Source organism: Pseudomonas sp. R37(2017), assembly GCF_002113375.1.
Classification (GTDB): domain Bacteria; phylum Pseudomonadota; class Gammaproteobacteria; order Pseudomonadales; family Pseudomonadaceae; genus Aquipseudomonas.
Genome location: NZ_NEHO01000016.1, coordinates 56,221 through 73,908 on the forward strand (window position 1 = coordinate 56,221; position 17,688 = coordinate 73,908).

Genomic DNA, 17,688 nt, shown 5'->3' on the forward strand with positions numbered 1-17,688 from the left:
GCGCGGACGTAACGGCTCAGATGGTAACGAGCCCGCGCACACCTTCCGCTTCCATGTTTTCTCCGCGCCCTTGTTGCACGATTTCGCCCCGGGACATCACCAGGTATTGATCGGCCAGTTCGGCGGCGAAGTCGTAGAACTGCTCCACCAGCAAAATCGCCATATCGCCCCGGGCCGCGAGTTTTTTGATCACGGCACCGATCTCCTTGATCACCGATGGCTGGATGCCTTCGGTAGGTTCGTCGAGGATCAACAGGCGAGGGCGACTGGCCAGCGCTCGGCCAATCGCCAGTTGCTGTTGCTGGCCACCGGACAGATCGCCGCCGCGCCGCTGCTTCATTTGCAGCAGCACCGGAAACAGCTCGTAGATAAACGCCGGGACTGCCTTGGCTTCGCCGACCGGGAAGCGTGAAAGTCCCATCAGCAGGTTTTCTTCCACGGTCAGGCGGCCGAAGATCTCCCGGCCCTGCGGCACATAGGCGATGCCGGCCTGTACGCGCTGGTGCGGTTTGAACGCAGTGATCGGCTTGCCTTCCCAGTTCACCGCGCCTTCCCTGGCCGGCAACAGGCCCATCAAGCATTTGAGCAGGGTGGTCTTGCCCACGCCGTTGCGGCCAAGCAGACAGGTGACTTCGCCGACCTTCACGTCAAACGTCAGGCCGCGCAGGATGTGGCTACCGCCGTAGTATTGGTGCAGTTTGTCGACTTGCAGCATGTTCAGATTCTCCTCAGATCCCCTGTAGGAGCGAGCATGCTCGCGATGGCGTCGGCACACTCAACATCGTTGGTGACTGATGCACCGCTTTCGCGAGCCTGCTCGCTCCTACAGGAGGATGTATTGGCAGGTCTATCGACCTAGATAGACCTCGATCACCCGTTCGTTGTCCTGCACCTGCTCCAGCGACCCCTCGGCCAGCACGCTGCCCTGATGCAGCACCGTGACGTGGTCGGCAATCGAGCCGACAAAGCCCATGTCGTGTTCCACCACCATCAGCGAGTGCTTGCCGGCCAGGCGCTTGAACAGCTCGGCGGTGAACTCGGTCTCAGCGTCGGTCATGCCCGCGACCGGTTCGTCGAGCAGCAACAGTTGCGGGTCCTGCATCAGCAACATGCCGATCTCCAGGAACTGCTTCTGACCATGGGACAGCAGGCCGGCCGGACGATTGACCGAGCGGGTCAGGCGAATGGTTTCCAGCACTTCGGCGATGCGGTCTTGCTGCTCGCCGCTCAAGCGTGCCCGCAGGCTGGCCCACACCGACTTGTCGGTTTTCTGCGCCAGTTCCAGGTTCTCGAACACACTCAAGGCTTCGAACACTGTCGGCTTCTGGAACTTGCGACCGATACCGGCCTGGGCGATCTGCACTTCGCTCATCGAAGCAAGGTCCAGGGTTTCGCCGAACCAGGCCTTGCCGTGACTGGGGCGGGTCTTGCCGGTGATCACGTCCATCAGCGTGGTCTTGCCCGCGCCATTGGGGCCGATGATGCAGCGCAACTCACCAACGCCGATGTACAGGTTCAGATTGTTCAGTGCGCGGAAGCCGTCGAAGCTGACGCTGATGTCTTCCAGGGTCAGGATGGTGCCATGGCGCGTGTTCAGGCCTTTGTCGGCACGTTGGCCGAGGCCGATGGCGTCGCGGCTGCTGCCGGCGTCCTTGTTGGGCTCCACAGGAAAGAACGCCGGTTCGAGCATGAATTGAGCGGTTGCAGTGCTCCTCATTTCTACAAGCCTCATTGCTCACCTCTTTTATTCAGCAGACCGATCACGCCCTTGGGCAGGTACAGGGTCACGACGATGAACAGCGCACCGAGGAAGAACAGCCAGTATTCGGGGAACGCCACGGTGAACCAGCTCTTCATGCCGTTGACCACACCGGCACCGAGCAGCGGACCGATCAAGGTGCCGCGACCGCCAAGGGCCACCCACACCGCTGCTTCGATGGAGTTGGTCGGCGACATCTCGCTCGGGTTGATGATTCCCACTTGTGGCACGTACAGCGCACCGGCCAGGCCACACAACACCGCGCTCAATACCCAGACGAACAACTTGAACCCGCGCGGGTCGTAGCCGCAGAACATCAGGCGATTCTCCGCATCGCGCAGTGCGGTCAACACCCGGCCGAACTTGCTCTGCGCCAGGCGCCAGCCGATGTACAGGCTCGCCACCAGCAACAGCACCGTGGCGAAAAACAGCGCCGCGCGGGTGCCTGGCTCGGTGATGCCAAAGCCTAGAATCGTGCGGAAATTGGTGAAGCCGTTATTGCCGCGGAAGCCGGTTTCGTTGCGGAAGAACAGCAGCATGCCGGCAAAGGTCAGGGCCTGGGTCATGATCGAGAAATACACACCCTTGATCCGCGAACGGAAGGCGAAGAAACCGAACACCAACGCCAGTAACCCCGGAGCCAGCACCACCAGGCACAGGGTCCAGAGGAAGCTGCCGGTGCCGGTCCAGAACCACGGCATTTCGTTCCACGACAGGAAGGTCATGAACGCCGGCAAACCATCGCCCGAGGCCTGACGCATCAGGTACATGCCCATGGCATAACCGCCGAGGGCGAAGAACAGGCCGTGGCCGAGGGACAGCAGGCCGGCATAACCCCAGACCAGATCCAGCGCCAGGGCAACGATGGCGTAGCAAAGAATCTTGCCCACCAGCGTTAGCGTATAGGCGGAGATGTGCAGCGTACTGTCCGCCGGTAACAGCGACAGCAGCGGCAATGCCAGCAGAAGAACGAGAATCGCCACACCGACGGCGATCGTGACTTTCGGGCCGGCCTTTTGCGTGGCCGTGAGCATCAGGGGCTGGTTCATCAGTCGATCACCCGTCCTTTGAGCGCGAAGAGACCTTGCGGACGTTTCTGAATGAACAGAATGATCAACGCGAGGATGAGAATCTTGCCGAGCACGGCACCGATCTGCGGCTCGAGAAACTTGTTGGCGATCCCCAGGCCGAATGCGGCCAGCACGCTGCCGGCCAATTGGCCGACACCGCCGAGCACCACCACCAGGAACGAGTCGATGATGTAGCTCTGGCCGAGGTCCGGCCCGACGTTGCCGATCTGGCTGAGAGCCACGCCACCGAGGCCGGCGATGCCCGAGCCGAGGCCAAAGGCAAGCATGTCCACGCGTCCGGTAGGCACGCCGCAGCAGGCGGCCATGTTGCGGTTCTGGGTGACGGCGCGCACGTTCAGGCCCAGGCGCGTCTTGTTCAGCAGCAGCCACGTCAGCACCACCACAAACAGTGCAAAGGCAATGATGACGATACGGTTGTACGGCAGCACGAGGTTGGGCAGCACTTGAATCCCGCCCGACAGCCACCCCGGGTTGGCCACTTCGACGTTCTGCGCGCCGAACACCAGGCGAACCAACTGGATCAGCATAAGGCTGATGCCCCAGGTGGCGAGCAGGGTTTCCAGCGGACGGCCGTAGAGGTGGCGAATCACCGTGCGCTCCAGTGCCATGCCGATGGCTGCGGTGACGAAAAAGGCCACGGGCAGCGCGATCAGCGGATAGAACTCGATCGCCTGCGGGGCTAAGCGTTGGAACATCAGTTGCACGACGTAGGTCGAGTAGGCCCCGAGCATCAGCATCTCACCGTGGGCCATGTTGATCACGCCGAGCAGGCCGAAGGTGATTGCCAGTCCCAGTGCGGCGAGCAGCAGGATCGAACCCAGTGACATGCCACTGAAGGCCTGACCGAGCATCTCGCCGACCAGCAGCTTGCGTTTGACTTGAGCGAGGCTGGTTTCAGCCGCGGTACGCACATTCGCGTCTGTTTCGACGCCCGGCTCCAGCAGGTTTTGCAGGCGAGTACGGGCCAGCGGATCGCCGGTTTCGCCGAGCAGGCGCACAGCGGCGAGGCGCACGGCCGGGTCGGCGTCCACCAGTTGCAGGTTGGCCAGGGCCAGGCTCAGCGCGGCGTGAACGCGTTCGTCCTGTTCACCAGCCAGTCGCTGGTCGAGGTATTTCAACTGCGCCGGTTTGGCGCTTTTCTGCAATTGCTGCGCGGCGGCCAGACGGACTTTGGCGTCGTCGGCGAGCAGTTGATGACTGGCCAGGGCCGTATCGATCAGTCCCCGCAGGCGGTTGTTCAGACGCAGGGTTTTCGCTTGGCCGTCGATGGTCAGTTCGCCTTGTTGCAGGGCGTTGATCAACGCGATACGGGCCGGATCGGGCTGCGCGGCCCAAGACTCCAGCAGCCTGGCTTGCTGCACGGGATTGGCGGCGACGAAGTCTTCGGCGTCGGTGGCATGGGCGGCTATCGGCAAAAAGAGCGCGATGGCCAGGAGGAAGCGGTAGAGGGCAGTGGGCATAAAGAGTCGCCTTGCTCGGACTGAATGTGGGAGCGGGCTTGTGTGGCGAGGGGGCTTGCCCCCGTTCGGCTGCACAGCAGTCGTAAATCGATGCCTTGGATGTACCTGATACACCGCAGTCACCGTTTTGGGGCTGCTTCGCAACCCAACGGGGGCAAGCCCCCTCGCCACAAAAAACCATTCCCACAGGGAGTGATGTTGGGCCTGAACAATTGTCAGGCCCAATGGCTCAGTTGCTCTTCACCGCATACTCCGGCTTTTTGTCGTTGCCCGGAATGAACGGGCTCCACGGCTGGGCGCGGATCGGGCCTTCGGTCTGCCATACCACGTTGAACTGCCCGTCAGACTGGATCTCGCCGATCATCACCGGCTTGTGCAGATGGTGGTTGGTCTTGTCCATGGTCAGGGTGTAGCCGGACGGCGCGGCAAAGGTCTGGCCGGCCAGGGCTTCGCGGACTTTGTCGACGTCGGTGGATTTGGCTTTTTCCGCCGCTTGCGCCCACATGTGGATGCCGACGTAAGTGGCTTCCATCGGGTCATTGGTCACGGCTTTGTCGGCGCCCGGCAGGTTGTGTTTCTTCGCGTAGGCCTTCCAGTCGTCGACGAACTTCTTGTTGACCGGGTTCTCCACCGATTCGAAGTAGTTCCACGCCGCCAGGTTGCCCACCAGTGGCTTGGTGTCGATGCCGCGCAGTTCTTCTTCGCCCACCGAGAACGCTACGACCGGAACGTCGGTGGCTTTCAGGCCCTGGTTGGCCAGTTCTTTGTAGAAAGGCACGTTGGAGTCGCCGTTGACGGTGGAGATAACGGCCGTCTTGCCGCCTGCCGAGAACTTCTTGATGTTGGCGACAATGGTTTGATAGTCGCTGTGACCGAACGGGGTGTAGACCTCTTCGATGTCCTTGTCGGCCACGCCTTTGGAGTGCAGGAACGAGCGCAGAATCTTGTTGGTGGTGCGCGGGTAGACGTAGTCGGTGCCGAGCAGGAAGTAGCGCTTGGCGCTGCCGCCTTCCTCGCTCATCAGGTATTCAACGGCGGGGATCGCTTGCTGGTTCGGCGCGGCACCGGTGTAGAACACGTTCGGCGACATCTCTTCACCTTCGTATTGCACCGGGTAGAACAGCAGACCGTTGAGTTCTTCGAACACCGGCAATACCGATTTGCGCGACACTGAAGTCCAGCAACCAAACACCACGGCGACCTTGTCCTGGGTCAACAACTGACGGCCCTTCTCGGCGAATAGTGGCCAGTTCGAAGCCGGGTCGACCACCACTGGCTCCAGCATCTTGCCGTTGACGCCGCCCTTGGCGTTGATCTCGTCTATGGTCATCAACGCCATGTCTTTCAACGACGTTTCGGAGATTGCCATGGTGCCGGACAACGAATGCAGAATACCCACCTTGATGGTCTCGGCGGCCTGGACGGTCCAGGTCATGCCCATCGCGGCAATGGATGCCGAGAGTGTGAAAGCCTTGATCAAACTGCGACGCTTCATTGTGCGATCTCCATGAACTCATGTGTTTTCTTGGTTGGCAGATGCGGACGGCTGAAGTGTGTTTTGCAAGGGCTGTGCCCGGTTGGGAAAAGGCGGGGGAACCTTGTACTAGAGGGCTTGCGCGGGTTTATGGCGCACCATGAGGGGACATCGGGAGTGGTCCGGTGCGCTGAGGCGCGCCACATTGGGGCGCAGTTTCATGAGCATTGAAAATCAACTGTGGGAGGGTTGTGAATCAGCGGCGGCGCATCAGGCCGATGAAGAACAATCCGCCAATCGCAGCTGTAGCGACGCCGATGGGAAGGTCTTCGGGAGCGATCAATGTCCGGGCGGCGACGTCGACCCAAACAAGAAACAGACTGCCGAGCAACACGCACACCGGCAACAGTCTTCGGTGTTCAGCCCCGACCAGGCGCCGCGCAATGTGCGGCACCATCAGCCCGACAAAACCGATGGAGCCGCTGATCGATACCAGCACCCCGGTCATCAATGACGCAATCAAAAATACCTGCATGCGCACGGTGCGTGCATTCAGGCCCAAGGTCACGGCTGTCTGCTCGCCGGCCATCAGCGCATTCAACGGTCGCGCCATGCCCAACAGCAAAATCAGCCCGAGCAACACACTGGCGGTCGGCACCGCCAGCAATTCCCAGCGTGCCAGCCCGAGCCCGCCGAGCATCCAGAACATCACGGCCGAACTGGCTCGATGGTCACCCATGAACAGCAGCAAATTGGCAATCGCCATCATCACGAACGACACCGCCACGCCGCACAGCAGCAATCGGTCACTGTCGAGGCGACCGTGGCGGCTGGCGATCATCAGCACCACCAGCATGCTCAGCAATGCACCGATGAATGCCGCGATCGGCAAGGTCAGCAGGCCAACGATTTCCCCCACATGCAGCACCACGATCACCGCGCCCAGGGTCGCGCCGGAGGTGACGCCGAGCAAGTGCGGGTCCGCCAACGGATTGCGCGTCACCGCTTGCAGCACTGCGCCGATCAACGCCAGGCCGGCGCCCACCAGCGCGCCGAGCAGCATGCGCGGGACGCGGATCAGCCAGATGATGTGTTCCTGTCCGGTGCTCCAGTCCGGCACACCGTAACCGAACAGTTTGTGCAAGAGGATGCGCCACACCCCATCCAGCGGCACCCGTGCCGGGCCGAAACCCAGGGACACCACGCATGACACCAGCAACAGCGCAGCGAGGACGATCAACGACAAGGCGTAGCGACGGTTGATCATTCGCCGTGGAAACCCTTGGCCAGGGTGGCGACCGCCAACACGTTATCGATCCCCGGCGTGGCTTGCACGTAAGGGATGACGACGAAGCGCCGGTGCTTGATCGCGTCCACCGATTGCAGGGCCTTGTTGGCCAGCAGGAATTGAATCTTCTGTTCGGCGGTGATTTCGCTGTAGTCGACGATCACGATCACCTGCGGATTGTGCTCGACCACGGTTTCCCAGTTGACCCGGGTCCAGCTCGCGTCGACGTCCTCCAGAATATTGCGCCCGCCTGCGGCGTCGATCAGCGCCTGTGGCATGCCCAGCCGCCCCGAGGTCATGGCCCGGTCTTCGCCGCTGTCATACAGGAACACCCGTGGTTTTTCCGCGGGCAGGTCTTTGCCGATGGCCGCCACTTGCGCCTGCATGTCGGTGATCAGGGCATTGGCGCGGTCCTGCACGTCGAAGATCCTGCCGAGGTTGCGCAGGTCGTTGTAGGTGTCTTCGAGGCTGGCCGGCGGGCGCTTCATCACGAAAGCGCAAGACTCGGTCAGCTCATACACATCGATGCCCAGCGGTTGCAGGGTTTGCGGCGTGAGGTCGCCGCCGATGCGCATGCCGTAGTCCCAGCCAGCGAAGAGGAAGTCGACGTTGGCATTGAGCAGGGTTTCCACCGACGGGTACTTGGCCGCCAGCTCCGGCAGGCCTTCGAGGATGACCTGCATCCGGGGTGTCACGGCCTTCCAGCCACTGATGCCGCTGTAGCCGGCCATCCGTGGCTTGAGGCCAAGGGCGAGCATCATCTGGGTCATGTTGATGTCGTGGCTGAGGGCGTGTTGCGGTGCCTGCTTGAAGGTCACTTCGCGGTTGCAGCTTTTGATCGTCAGCGGGTAACGGGTGGCTTCGGCCAATGCCTGGGCGCTGCCCAGCAACATCGCGAGGCAGAAGAGGGAACGCAAAGTCATGGTTGGGTTATCCAGGTGATTCGTGGGTAGCCGTGCAGCGGATGCTCATCGATCAGCGCTTCGACAGCAAAGACATTGCGCAGCAGAGCAGCCGTCAGGACCTCTTTCGGTGTGCCACTGGCAACGATACGGCCATGGTCGATCACATACAGCCGATCACAGAAAGCCGCGGCCAGGTTGAGATCGTGGATGCTCGCCAGGGTGCCGATGCGCAGGCGCTTGACCAACTGCAACAGCTCAAGCTGATAGCGCGGATCAAGGTGGTTGGTCGGTTCGTCGAGGATCAGCAACTGTGGTTGCTGGGCCAGGGCGCGGGCGAGGATCACCCGCTGTTTTTCGCCACCGGAGAGGGTCGCGAAGCCGTGCTCTTCGAAACCCTTGAGGCCGACCGATTCCAGGGCCTGATGGATGAGTTTGGAGTCCTCGAGTGTGTCGCCATCGAACAAGCCTTTGTGTGGCGTGCGGCCCATGGCGACCACCTCGAAGACGGTCAGGCCGAAGGCGTCGGGGAACTCCTGCAAGACCACGGCGATGCGTTGTGCGCACCAGCGCGAGGATTGCTTCCAGACATTCTGGTGATCGAGCCGGACCTCGCCGTGCGCAGGTTGACTGAAGCGCCATGCACAACGCAACAGGCTGGTCTTGCCACTGCCGTTGGGGCCGATCAGCCCGACGAACTCACCGGTGGCCACGTGTACGGAGGTGTCACGCAGCTGGAACTGATGGTGGCAATGGCCGTGACCCAGTGGGGACCAGGTGAGGTTTGTGAGGTTCAGCGAGGACATGCAGTGACTCTTGAGGTGATGCTGATGGCCCCTTCGCGAGCAGGCTCGCTCCCACAGGATTTACGAAACTCCTGTGGGAGCGAGCCTGCTCGCGAAGAGGGCCGAGGTGACATGTGCGGGAGTTTACAGCCCATTGAGCCCCACGCATCTCGCCTGTTTCAAGATGAAGATGAGACGTTCTCAGTTTGCCGGGTGAAGCGCGACAGCAGCACACGATCGAGCACCCACACCGCTACCAGCGAAGCCCCCACCAAGGGGAAGGCCACCGCCAGGGCGAACATGATCACCATGGCGGTTTTCCATTTCGGCAGGTCGTGACGCAGAGGCGGCACGCCGAGTTTTCCTTGCGGGCGACGCTTCCACCAGATCACCACGCCGCTGACGGCACTGAGCAGGATCATCAGGCAGATCAGCAACACGACGATCTGGTTGAACACACCGAACATTTTGCCTTCGTGCAGCATCACGCCGATTTCCGTGGCGCGGGCGACGCTGCCGTAGTGTTCGAAACGTACATCGGCCAGGACCTTGCCGCTGTACTGATCGATGTGCAACGTGGCGTCATTGCGCGGGTCATCGGCGAACACGGCGATGGTGAACACGCCGGTCGCGGTGGTCGGAAGGGTGATGCTGTACCCCGGCTCGACCTTGCGCTCGCTGGCGATGTTTTGCACGTCTTGCAGGCGGACTGTCGGCGCGGCCGGGCCGGCGGATGCACCGTCGTGGGCCATGTGCTCGGCATGGTCGCCGGACATCGGCATCGGTGTGTTTTCCATCGCCCACGGCACGGTCTGGCGGGTTGCGGTGTTGAGGCTGCGCGCCTCGACATCGGACTTCGGCACGTCATCCCACATGGCTGCCGGGAACAGGTTCCACACTTCGGCGTATTGCTTGCCCCAGAAGCCGGTCCAGGTCATGCCGCTGAGCAGCATCACCAGCAACAGGGATGCGCCCCAGAAGCCGGTGACCGCGTGCAGGTCACGCCACAAGACGCGACCACGGCTGTTCAGGCGTGGCCACAAAATGCCTGCCGCCTGACCGCGCGGCCACCACAGGAAAATGCCGGACACCACCAGCACCACGCCCCAACCGGCGGCCAGTTCGATCAGGCGATCGCCAAGGGTGCCGATCATCAGTTCGCCGTGAATCGCACGGGCAATGGCTTGCAGGTTCTTCTTGGCGTCTTGCTCGCCGAGGATGTCGCCGTGGTACGGATCGACAAAGACGTTCAGCTCGTTGCTGCCATTGATCACGACAAACTGGGCGCTGCGTTCGGCATTGACCGGTGGCAGGTACTGTTTGATCGTTGCCTGGGGATACGCATCTTTCACGCGCTTGAGCAGGTCGTCGGCCGGGATCGTGTGATGACCGGCCGGGACATTGAGCAGGCTGCTGTACATCAGCGAGTCGAGTTGCGGTTTGAACAGATAGATAGTGCCGGTCAGGGCCAGCATCACCATGAATGGCGCCACGAACAAGCCGGCATAGAAATGCCAGCGCCAGGCCAGGTTGTAGAAATTCACTTTGGGCTGTTTCATCGCGTGTGCTCCGCTTGGCTGGATCTTTTGGTTGTTTGTTTGGCGGTTGCGTTGCAACCGATCGCGAGCGGGCTCGCTCCTACAGGGGAGCGGGCCTGCTCGCGAAGCGTTTAGAAGCTCATGTCCACCTTGGTCCAGAGCGTGCGCCCCGGTTCCTTGATGGCTTGCGGGTCATTGGCGGGGTAACCGAAACCGGCGTTGCCGGCCAGGTTCAAGTGTTCGGCGTAAGCCTTGCCGAACAGGTTGTCGACGCCGCTGCTGACCTTCCAGTTGCTGTTGATCCGATAGGCTCCATTGAGGGAGAACACGCCGAACCCCGGCGTCTTGTCGAAGTCCTTGCCGACCACGTTGCCTTTGTTCTGGTCGATGCGGTTTTGCGCGGCGACCACTCTCCACAGTGCGCCGGCGCTCCAGTTTTCTTCGCTGTAGGTCAGGCCGAAACGGGCATCCAGCGGCGGCATTTGCGGCAATGCGCTGCCATCGCTGCTGTTCTTGCCCCAGGCGTAGGCCAGGGTCGCGTCGGCTTTCCAGTTGTCGGTGAAGTTGTAGGCGGCGCCCAGTTCGCCGCCCATGATTCGCGCGTCGATGTTTTCGGCTTGCGAAGTCGTACCCATCGTTGTCGGGGTGTAGTTGAACAGGATGTAGTCGCGTACCTGCCCGACGTAGCCCGAGGCCCAGGCTTCGAGTGCTTCGGTCTTGTATTGCAGGCCGAAATCGAGCTGGGTGGTTTTTTCCGGTTTGATCGAGTCGAAGGCATTCACCGATCCGGCAGGGCCGGAATCAGGTGAAAACAGCTCCCAGTAATCCGGGAACCGTTGTGTGTGCCCGAGACCGGCGTAGAGCGTGGTCGGGCTGTCGGCCAGGTCGTGCTCGTAGCGGATGAAACCGCTCGGCAGGGTATCGGCGCGGGTGTCGCCGGCTGTCGGGTTCGGAAGGGTCATCATGCCCGAGCCGATGGTCTGCCGATAATCCTTGGCCGAGGCGCGGTCCAGGCGCGCGCCGTTGATCAGGCGGTCGCGGTCGGCGGCGTACCAGGTCAGTTCGCCGAACACACCGTAGTTATGGAAACCGGCATCCTTGGTGTATGGCAGGTCCTTGTAGGTGTCGATGTCCATGGCGCTGCGCTCGCGATGCTCGTTGGCCTGCGCGTCGATGCCGCTGACCAGTTGCACATCGGCCCAGCGCCAGGTGGCCTTGATCCGTGTGCCGAGGGTGCGGCGGTCGACGTTGGAGGCCATGGGGCCGGCCATCATGCCGGTGCCGGAAGGCGTGCGCAGGGTGTAGTTGTCCATCACGTGGTCGGCGTAGTTGTAGTAGACCTGCGCTTCGACCGTATCCAGAATCTCGCCGATGTTGGACTGCTCGAAACGCAAGCCGAGGCTTTCGCGCAGGAATTGCGCACCATCCATACTGCGTCCGGCGTAGCGGGCTTCACCGTCGCCACGGCCGGCGGTCAGCTCCAGCAAGGTGTCGGCGTTGGGCGTCCAACCCAGCGCTACATCACCGTTCCATTTTTCATAGCGCGATGCCACGGTGTCGTTGTTGCCGTCCTGGTAGTCGTCGGAGTGCGCAGTGTTGCCGATGACTCGGATGTAACCCGACTCACCGCCGGCTGCGGCGTCCACCCGTTTGTCGAAGCGGCCATAGGAGCCGGCCAGAACGCTGGCGTCGACCCGTGTGCCGAGTTCACCGAAGTGCTCAGGCTCGCGTTCGAACAGGATGGTGCCAGCCGAAGAGCCAGGCCCCCACAACACGGTTTGCGGGCCTTTGATCACGGTGAGCTTGTCGTAGGATTCCGGCGAGATGTAGGAAGTCGGAGCGTCCATCCGGCCCGGGCAGGCACCGAGCATCATGCTGCCGTTGGTGAGAATGTTCAGACGCGAGCCGAACATGCCACGCAGCACCGGGTCGCCGTTGGTGCCGCCATTGCGCACCATGGCAAAGCCGGGGATGGTCTTCAGGTAATCGGCGCCGTCACTGGCCGGTACCGGTTGGCGCGGGTCCTTGGGGTTGGTGACGATGGTCAAGGGCGAACTGGGCGCAACGGCGGTAATCACCGTCGGGCTCAGTTCTTCACTGTGACCGGCATGTTCATCGGCGAGTGCAGAGGGCGCCAGCAAAGCACCGCACAGGATCGCGGTGGCGTGCCTGAAACGAACGCCGGATTCGTTCAAGGCATAAGAGGCTTGGGCAGGGCTCAAGCGCGGGACAGCAGAAAACCTGGACATGACAATTTCCATCGAACAGTCGTAAACGACACGGCCGGGCGCCTGAAGCTGTTCCTGTGGGAGCGGGCTTGCTCGCGAGGAGGGCGTGTCAGTCAACACAGATGTCGACTGGCACACCGTTTTCGCGAGCAAGCCCGCTCCCACAGGTTGCTTTGGCTGTCTTGGGGGCCGTGTGAAACCAGAGGTGAGTGTTTACGCGACGACGGGCGGGGCGCGGGTACGGGCGCCGGGGAAGAAAGTTTGCCGGGCGTGGCCCTGGCGCACAGAGGGGGTGGTGAAGGTGTTGACGGGGGGGATGAGGAAGTTGGCGAAAGACACGCCACCGGTCAGCGCCGGGCAATTGAACAGCAGGCTGCAATAGCCGCATTTTTCCCACAGTACATGGTGCCCCGGGGCAGGCGGGCAATGCTCGGCGGAGGCTTGCACGTCATGGTCGGCATGCTCCAGCGCCGACATGTCCATGCTCATACCCATTGGCATGGTCATCGACATGGCGCGCGAGTCCATCGGCATCGACTGAGAAATCAGCGGACCGATGAAGATCATCAGCATGGCGAACAGGCTGATCCAGCTGCCGCGTGTCAGGCTCAAAGCCTGATTGCGCGACCTGGACGACCTGGCGCTAAGCGGGCGCACGGGCGTTTTCAGCTTGGGCGATTACGGATTGTGCGCGTGCGCTGGCATGCTGTCCGGGGCCTGTTTCTGCACCGCGACTTCGACCGTCACATCGCCGGCCTTCTCGAAGTGCAGCGTCATGGGGAAGCGCTTGCCATCAACCAGCAGGCTACGGTCCTTCAGGCCCAGCAACATCACGTGATAGGCCATCGGTGCGAAAGTGACCTCGCCACCGGCTGGCACTGCCACGCTCGGTACGTGCTGCATTTTCATCACGTCACCTTGCATCAGGTGCTCATGCAATTGCGCTTCGCCCGCAATCGGTGTGTCGACGCTGAGCAGGCGATCGTCGGCCGTGCCTCTATTGTCGATCACGAAATACGCCGCGACGGTGGGCGCATTGGGTGGCAACTCCTGGGACCAGGGATGAGCGATTTCCAGTGCGCCGACCTTGTATTCGTGGGCATTGGCAAAGCAGGCAGGCAGCAGCAACGCAGCCAGAACGATGAGTTTGTTCAACATGGCAGTTCTCCGGAACGATTTGAAACGCAGGTCGATTGCGAAAAAATCACACCAGAGGGGATGCGCGGGGATTGAGGCTCGGCCTTTGCTGGCGCGGTGACGGGATTTCGAGAGAGGTCGCAGGCAGGCTTCGGTTGGACTCGAAGTGCGCAAAATACAGCTGTGGCGTATGCCCCGGCAACGCCACCAATGGCGCAGAACCCGAGCAGCACCAGCAATGCTGCATGTTGGAGTGTTCGTCGTTCTGCGGGGCTTTCTGTTCAAGGCCGCCGATGGAAATCGCCACCATCCTGGTGCCGCTGGAGCTGCAGAAACTGCCCCACAACAACTGTTCGGCGGATGACTTCGCTGTTTGCGCCATCGCTCCGGACATCGGCATGGCGAGCAAGTTGAACAGCACTGCGAAGCAGGCTATCCAGGCAATTGCGAGCCGTTGTCGGGACATGGGACAAAATCCGTTTGGTTGAGCGATCAGACGCGGGCTATTTAGCCTGATCAGGGCCGATAAGTAAAAAGGCGACGTGCGGTGTGGTGTCGCAGCACTATCAGACAGCGATGGCGTGCAATCGCAGACCCAAGGCTTTCATAACTTTCATGATAGTCGCGAATTCCGGATTGCCACTACTGCTCAGCGACTTGTAAAGACTTTCGCGTCCCAGGCCAGCATCACGGGCTATTTGTGTCATGCCCTTTGCCCGGGCGATATCGTTGAGCGCTTCACGTATCAGCACGCCGTCTCCAGCATCCTCTTCAAAGCAGGCATCCAGATAAGCCGCCATTTCTTCCGGTGATTTGAGAAACTCGACGGCATCAAAACGCGTAAATTGTTCGGCCATGATTTACTCCTCATTACCGATATGGTGTGCCGGGTGCTCTTGATTGGTTCAGGAGGGGGCGAACAATAGGATTGAGGCTGTAGAGTCGATAGTCAGCTTCGTCTGAGAATACTGCCAGCGGAATCGCAAGGTTTGGTAGGCCTAAGGAACAGTCCTACATCGATAGGGCATCCAGCATATCTGCCACCGAGAAAAATTCCCGATCAACCCCCGGCAACACCGGCCGCTTCAAGACGATCACCGGCACCCCACGCTCACGGGCCACTTCGAGCTTCGGTTCGGTCGCTGTGCTGCCGCTGTTCTTGCTGATCAGCACGTCGATGTTCCGGCGCTCGAACAGTTCACGTTCATCGTCGATCAGGAATGGCCCACGGGCGCCAATCACTTCGCAGCGTTCGTTGCCCGGATACACGTCCAGTGCGCGCAGGGTCCAGAATTGCTCCGGGGGAATTTCATCCAGGTGCTGCAGGGGTTCGCGACCGAGGGTGACCAGCGGTCGGTGGAAGGGCTCCAGGGCTTCGATCAGTTCGACCCAATCGCTGACTTCGCGCCAGTCATCTCCCGCCTGGGCTTGCCACGCCGGACGCCGTAGCGCCCAGCAGGGAACGCCGCTCAAACGCGCGGCAAGCGCAGCGTTCTGGCTGATTTGGGCGGCGTAGGGGTGGGTGGCGTCGAGCAGCAGATCGATCCCTTCATCGCCAATGAACTGCGCCAGGCCCTCGACACCGCCATAGCCACCGACCCGAACCCGGCATTGCAGGTCGGTCGGCACCCGGCCGATCCCGGCCAGGCTGTAGATATGCTGCGGTCCCAGTGTGCGGGCAATGACCAGGGCTTCGGTCACGCCGCCGAGCAACAGGATGCGTTTCATTGAAAGGCTCCCGCGTGGCCAACGATCCCGCCCTGGCGATCGATGGCAAAGACTTCCACCTGGACCTGCGCCGGCACTACGCTGCGGGCAAAATCCAGGGCGTGCCGACAGACCGCATCGCCCAGGGCGACCCCGGCTGCGGCGGCCATGGCCAGTGCCTGCTGGCTGGTGTTGGCTTCGCGGATATTCTGCTGCAACGTCGCATCGGCGCCGACCTGCGCCGCCCACAGTGCCAGTTGCGGCAGATCGATACTCGAATGGCGACTGTGCAGGTCCATATGCCCGGCCGCCAGTTTGCTGATCTTGCCGAAACCACCGCACAGGCTGAGTTTATCCACCGGCACTTTGCGCAGGTGCTTGAGCACGGCACCGACGAAGTCGCCCATTTCGATCAGGGCGATTTCCGGCAGGTTGTAGACCCGACGCATGGTGTCTTCGCTGGCGTTGCCGGTGCAGGCGGCGATGTGCAGATAACCGTTGGTTTTCGCCACGTCGATGCCCTGGTGGATCGAGGCGATGTAGGCTGCGCAGGAAAACGGCCGGACGATGCCGCTGGTACCGAGGATCGACAGGCCGCCCAGAATGCCGAGGCGCGGGTTCATGGTTTTGAGTGCCAGTGCCTCACCGTTTTCGACATTGACCGTGACGTCGAAACCACCGCTGTAGCCGAGTTCGTCGGCCAGGCGCGCCAGGTGTTCGCTGATCATCTTGCGTGGCACCGGGTTGATCGCGGGCTCGCCGACACCCAGCACCAGCCCGGGCCGGGTCACGGTGCCGACGCCGCGACCGGCATGGAAGCGAGTCCCCGGCTCGGTGCTCAGGCGCACCTGGGAGTAGAGCAGGGCGCCGTGGGTCACATCGGGATCGTCACCGGCGTCCTTGAGGGTTCCCGCTTCGGCGCCGTCTTCGGTGAGGCGACAGAATTCCAGGCGCATCTGCACCTGCTTGCCTTTGGGCAGCACGATTTCCACCGCATCGGCCGATGTGCCAGCCAGCAGCAGACGCGCGGCGGCGAGGCTGGTAGCCGTGGCGCAACTGCCGGTGGTCAGGCCACTGCGCAGGGGGGCGGGTTGTTCGGCGGTTTCATCGCGCATCGGAGGGTTTCGTCACGTCCAGCAAGGTAATCGGCAAGGCCTGACGCCAGGTGTCGAAGTCGCCCAGCGGTTGCGCCTGGGCGATATGAATGCGGGTCAGTTCACCGCCGTGTTGCTCTCGCCAGGCCATCAGGGTCATTTCACTTTGCAGGGTGACGGCGTTGGCAATCAACCGGCCTCCGGGTTTGAGTTCGGCCCAGCAAGTATCGAGCACGCCTTCGCGAGTGACACCTCCACCGATGAAAATCGCGTCCGGCCGCTCAAGCCCCGCCAGGACCTGTGGCGCACTGCCGCGAACCAGTTGCAGGCCAGGAACGCCAAGGGTATCGCGGTTGTGTTCGATCAATGTTTGTCGGCCCGCATCCGCCTCGATGGCCAGGGCGCGACAACTCGGATGAGCGCGCATCCATTCGATGCCGATCGAACCGCTGCCGGCACCGACGTCCCACAGCAGCTCTCCGGGGACCGGTGCCAGGCGTGCGAGGGTGATGGCGCGCACATCGCGTTTGGTCAGTTGGCCATCGTGCTTGAAGGCTGAGTCCGGCAGGCCGGCCAGTCGCGACAGGCGCAGCGTGTTCGGCTCGGCAATACACTCGATGGCGATCAGGTTCAGGTCGGCGATCAGCGTATCGCTCCAGTCGCTGGCGATACCGTCGACACGCCGCTCGGCTTCACCGCCCAGGTGTTCCAGCACGCTGAGACGGCTGGGGCCGAAGCCACGTTCGCGCAACAGTGCGGCGATGGCGGCAGGGCTGCGGCCATCGTTGCTCAATACCAGCAGGCGCACGCCGCTGGACAGGTGGGCATTGAGTGCGGCGACAGGCCGGGCCACCACAGAAACAGTGACTACATCCTGCAGGGGCCAGCCCATTCGCGCGGCGCCCAGTGAGCAGGAGGATGGCGCGGGAAGCGTCAGCATTTCGGCGGCGGGGAGTTGGCGGGCGAGACTGGCGCCGACGCCGTAAAACATCGGATCACCACTGGCCAGGACGCAAACGGGTTCGCCACGGTGGGACAGCAGCGGCTCAAGGGAGAAAGGGCTCGGCCACGACTGGCGCTCGCCACGTATGCACGGTGGGAGCAAATCCAGATGCCGCTGGCCGCCGAATATTTTCGAGGCGCGCAACAGCGCATGCCGGGCGTTCTTGCCCAGGCCCTTGAAACCGTCTTCGCCGATGCCTACTACCGTCAGCCAGGGTGTCAT

At 62.0% G+C, this 17,688-nt stretch carries 16 protein-coding genes and 1 pseudogene; all 17 read right to left on the reverse strand.

Annotation, left to right across the window (positions count from 1 at the left end; genetic code table 11):
* Nucleotides 1–16: 16 nt before the first annotated feature.
* The 17 genes and pseudogenes from urtE to cbiE all read right to left on the reverse strand — a co-directional run bounded on the left by urtE (nt 17) and on the right by cbiE (nt 17,688).
* The gene (gene urtE, locus CAG47_RS22035) at nt 17–715 is read right to left on the reverse strand and encodes an urea ABC transporter ATP-binding subunit UrtE (protein ID WP_085727366.1); all 699 of its coding nucleotides are present in this window, start codon (nt 713–715) and stop codon (nt 17–19) included.
* Between the two features lie 132 nt (nt 716–847).
* The gene (urtD, locus tag CAG47_RS22040; RefSeq protein WP_085727368.1) at nt 848–1,717 is read right to left on the reverse strand and encodes an urea ABC transporter ATP-binding protein UrtD; all 870 of its coding nucleotides are present in this window, start codon (nt 1,715–1,717) and stop codon (nt 848–850) included.
* An 11-nt stretch (nt 1,718–1,728) separates the two neighbouring features.
* Nucleotides 1,729–2,808, reverse strand: coding sequence for an urea ABC transporter permease subunit UrtC (urtC, locus tag CAG47_RS22045; protein WP_085727370.1), 1,080 nt, complete (start codon nt 2,806–2,808; stop codon nt 1,729–1,731).
* Nucleotides 2,808–4,310, reverse strand: a complete 1,503-nt coding sequence (gene urtB / locus CAG47_RS22050; protein WP_085727372.1) for an urea ABC transporter permease subunit UrtB — start codon at nt 4,308–4,310, stop codon at nt 2,808–2,810. The genes urtC and urtB overlap by 1 nt, the downstream gene beginning before the upstream one ends.
* Before the next feature lie 229 nt (nt 4,311–4,539).
* Nucleotides 4,540–5,805 carry an urea ABC transporter substrate-binding protein gene (urtA, locus tag CAG47_RS22055; protein ID WP_007996683.1) on the reverse strand — a complete coding sequence of 422 codons (1,266 nt, stop codon included), beginning with the start codon at nt 5,803–5,805 and terminating at the stop codon, nt 4,540–4,542.
* Nucleotides 5,806–6,040: 235 nt separating this feature from the next.
* Nucleotides 6,041–7,051 carry an iron ABC transporter permease gene (locus tag CAG47_RS22060; RefSeq protein ID WP_085727374.1) on the reverse strand — a complete coding sequence of 337 codons (1,011 nt, stop codon included), beginning with the start codon at nt 7,049–7,051 and terminating at the stop codon, nt 6,041–6,043.
* Nucleotides 7,048–7,995, reverse strand: a complete 948-nt coding sequence (locus CAG47_RS22065; RefSeq protein ID WP_085727376.1) for an ABC transporter substrate-binding protein — start codon at nt 7,993–7,995, stop codon at nt 7,048–7,050. The genes CAG47_RS22060 and CAG47_RS22065 overlap by 4 nt, the downstream gene beginning before the upstream one ends.
* 247 nt (nt 7,996–8,242) lie before the next feature.
* Nucleotides 8,243–8,780: pseudogene (locus tag CAG47_RS22070) on the reverse strand (ABC transporter ATP-binding protein); the annotation flags it as partial.
* A 158-nt stretch (nt 8,781–8,938) separates the two neighbouring features.
* The gene (locus tag CAG47_RS22075) at nt 8,939–10,318 is read right to left on the reverse strand and encodes a PepSY domain-containing protein (RefSeq protein WP_085727380.1); all 1,380 of its coding nucleotides are present in this window, start codon (nt 10,316–10,318) and stop codon (nt 8,939–8,941) included.
* A 110-nt stretch (nt 10,319–10,428) separates the two neighbouring features.
* Complete coding sequence (locus tag CAG47_RS22080; protein WP_085727382.1) at nt 10,429–12,546, reverse strand: TonB-dependent copper receptor; 2,118 nt, start codon at nt 12,544–12,546, stop codon at nt 10,429–10,431.
* A gap of 192 nt (nt 12,547–12,738) precedes the next feature.
* The gene (locus CAG47_RS22085; RefSeq protein ID WP_085727384.1) at nt 12,739–13,182 is read right to left on the reverse strand and encodes a DUF2946 domain-containing protein; all 444 of its coding nucleotides are present in this window, start codon (nt 13,180–13,182) and stop codon (nt 12,739–12,741) included.
* 21 nt (nt 13,183–13,203) lie between these two features.
* Nucleotides 13,204–13,683 (reverse strand): copper chaperone PCu(A)C, encoded by a 480-nt coding sequence (locus CAG47_RS22090; protein ID WP_085727386.1) that lies wholly within the window; start codon nt 13,681–13,683, stop codon nt 13,204–13,206.
* Between the two features lie 46 nt (nt 13,684–13,729).
* Complete coding sequence (locus CAG47_RS22095; protein ID WP_085727388.1) at nt 13,730–14,128, reverse strand: DUF2946 domain-containing protein; 399 nt, start codon at nt 14,126–14,128, stop codon at nt 13,730–13,732.
* A gap of 100 nt (nt 14,129–14,228) precedes the next feature.
* A complete protein-coding gene (locus tag CAG47_RS22100; RefSeq protein WP_085727390.1) occupies nt 14,229–14,519 on the reverse strand; it encodes an addiction module antidote protein in 291 nt (96 codons plus the stop codon).
* Nucleotides 14,520–14,673: 154 nt separating this feature from the next.
* Nucleotides 14,674–15,390: a cobalt-precorrin-6A reductase gene (locus CAG47_RS22105; RefSeq protein WP_085727392.1), complete on the reverse strand. Its 717-nt coding sequence runs from the start codon at nt 15,388–15,390 to the stop codon at nt 14,674–14,676.
* Complete coding sequence (locus CAG47_RS22110) at nt 15,387–16,484, reverse strand: cobalt-precorrin-5B (C(1))-methyltransferase (RefSeq protein ID WP_085727394.1); 1,098 nt, start codon at nt 16,482–16,484, stop codon at nt 15,387–15,389. Before CAG47_RS22110 ends, CAG47_RS22105 begins: the two co-directional genes overlap by 4 nt.
* Nucleotides 16,474–17,688: a precorrin-6y C5,15-methyltransferase (decarboxylating) subunit CbiE gene (cbiE, locus tag CAG47_RS22115; protein WP_085727396.1), complete on the reverse strand. Its 1,215-nt coding sequence runs from the start codon at nt 17,686–17,688 to the stop codon at nt 16,474–16,476. Before cbiE ends, CAG47_RS22110 begins: the two co-directional genes overlap by 11 nt.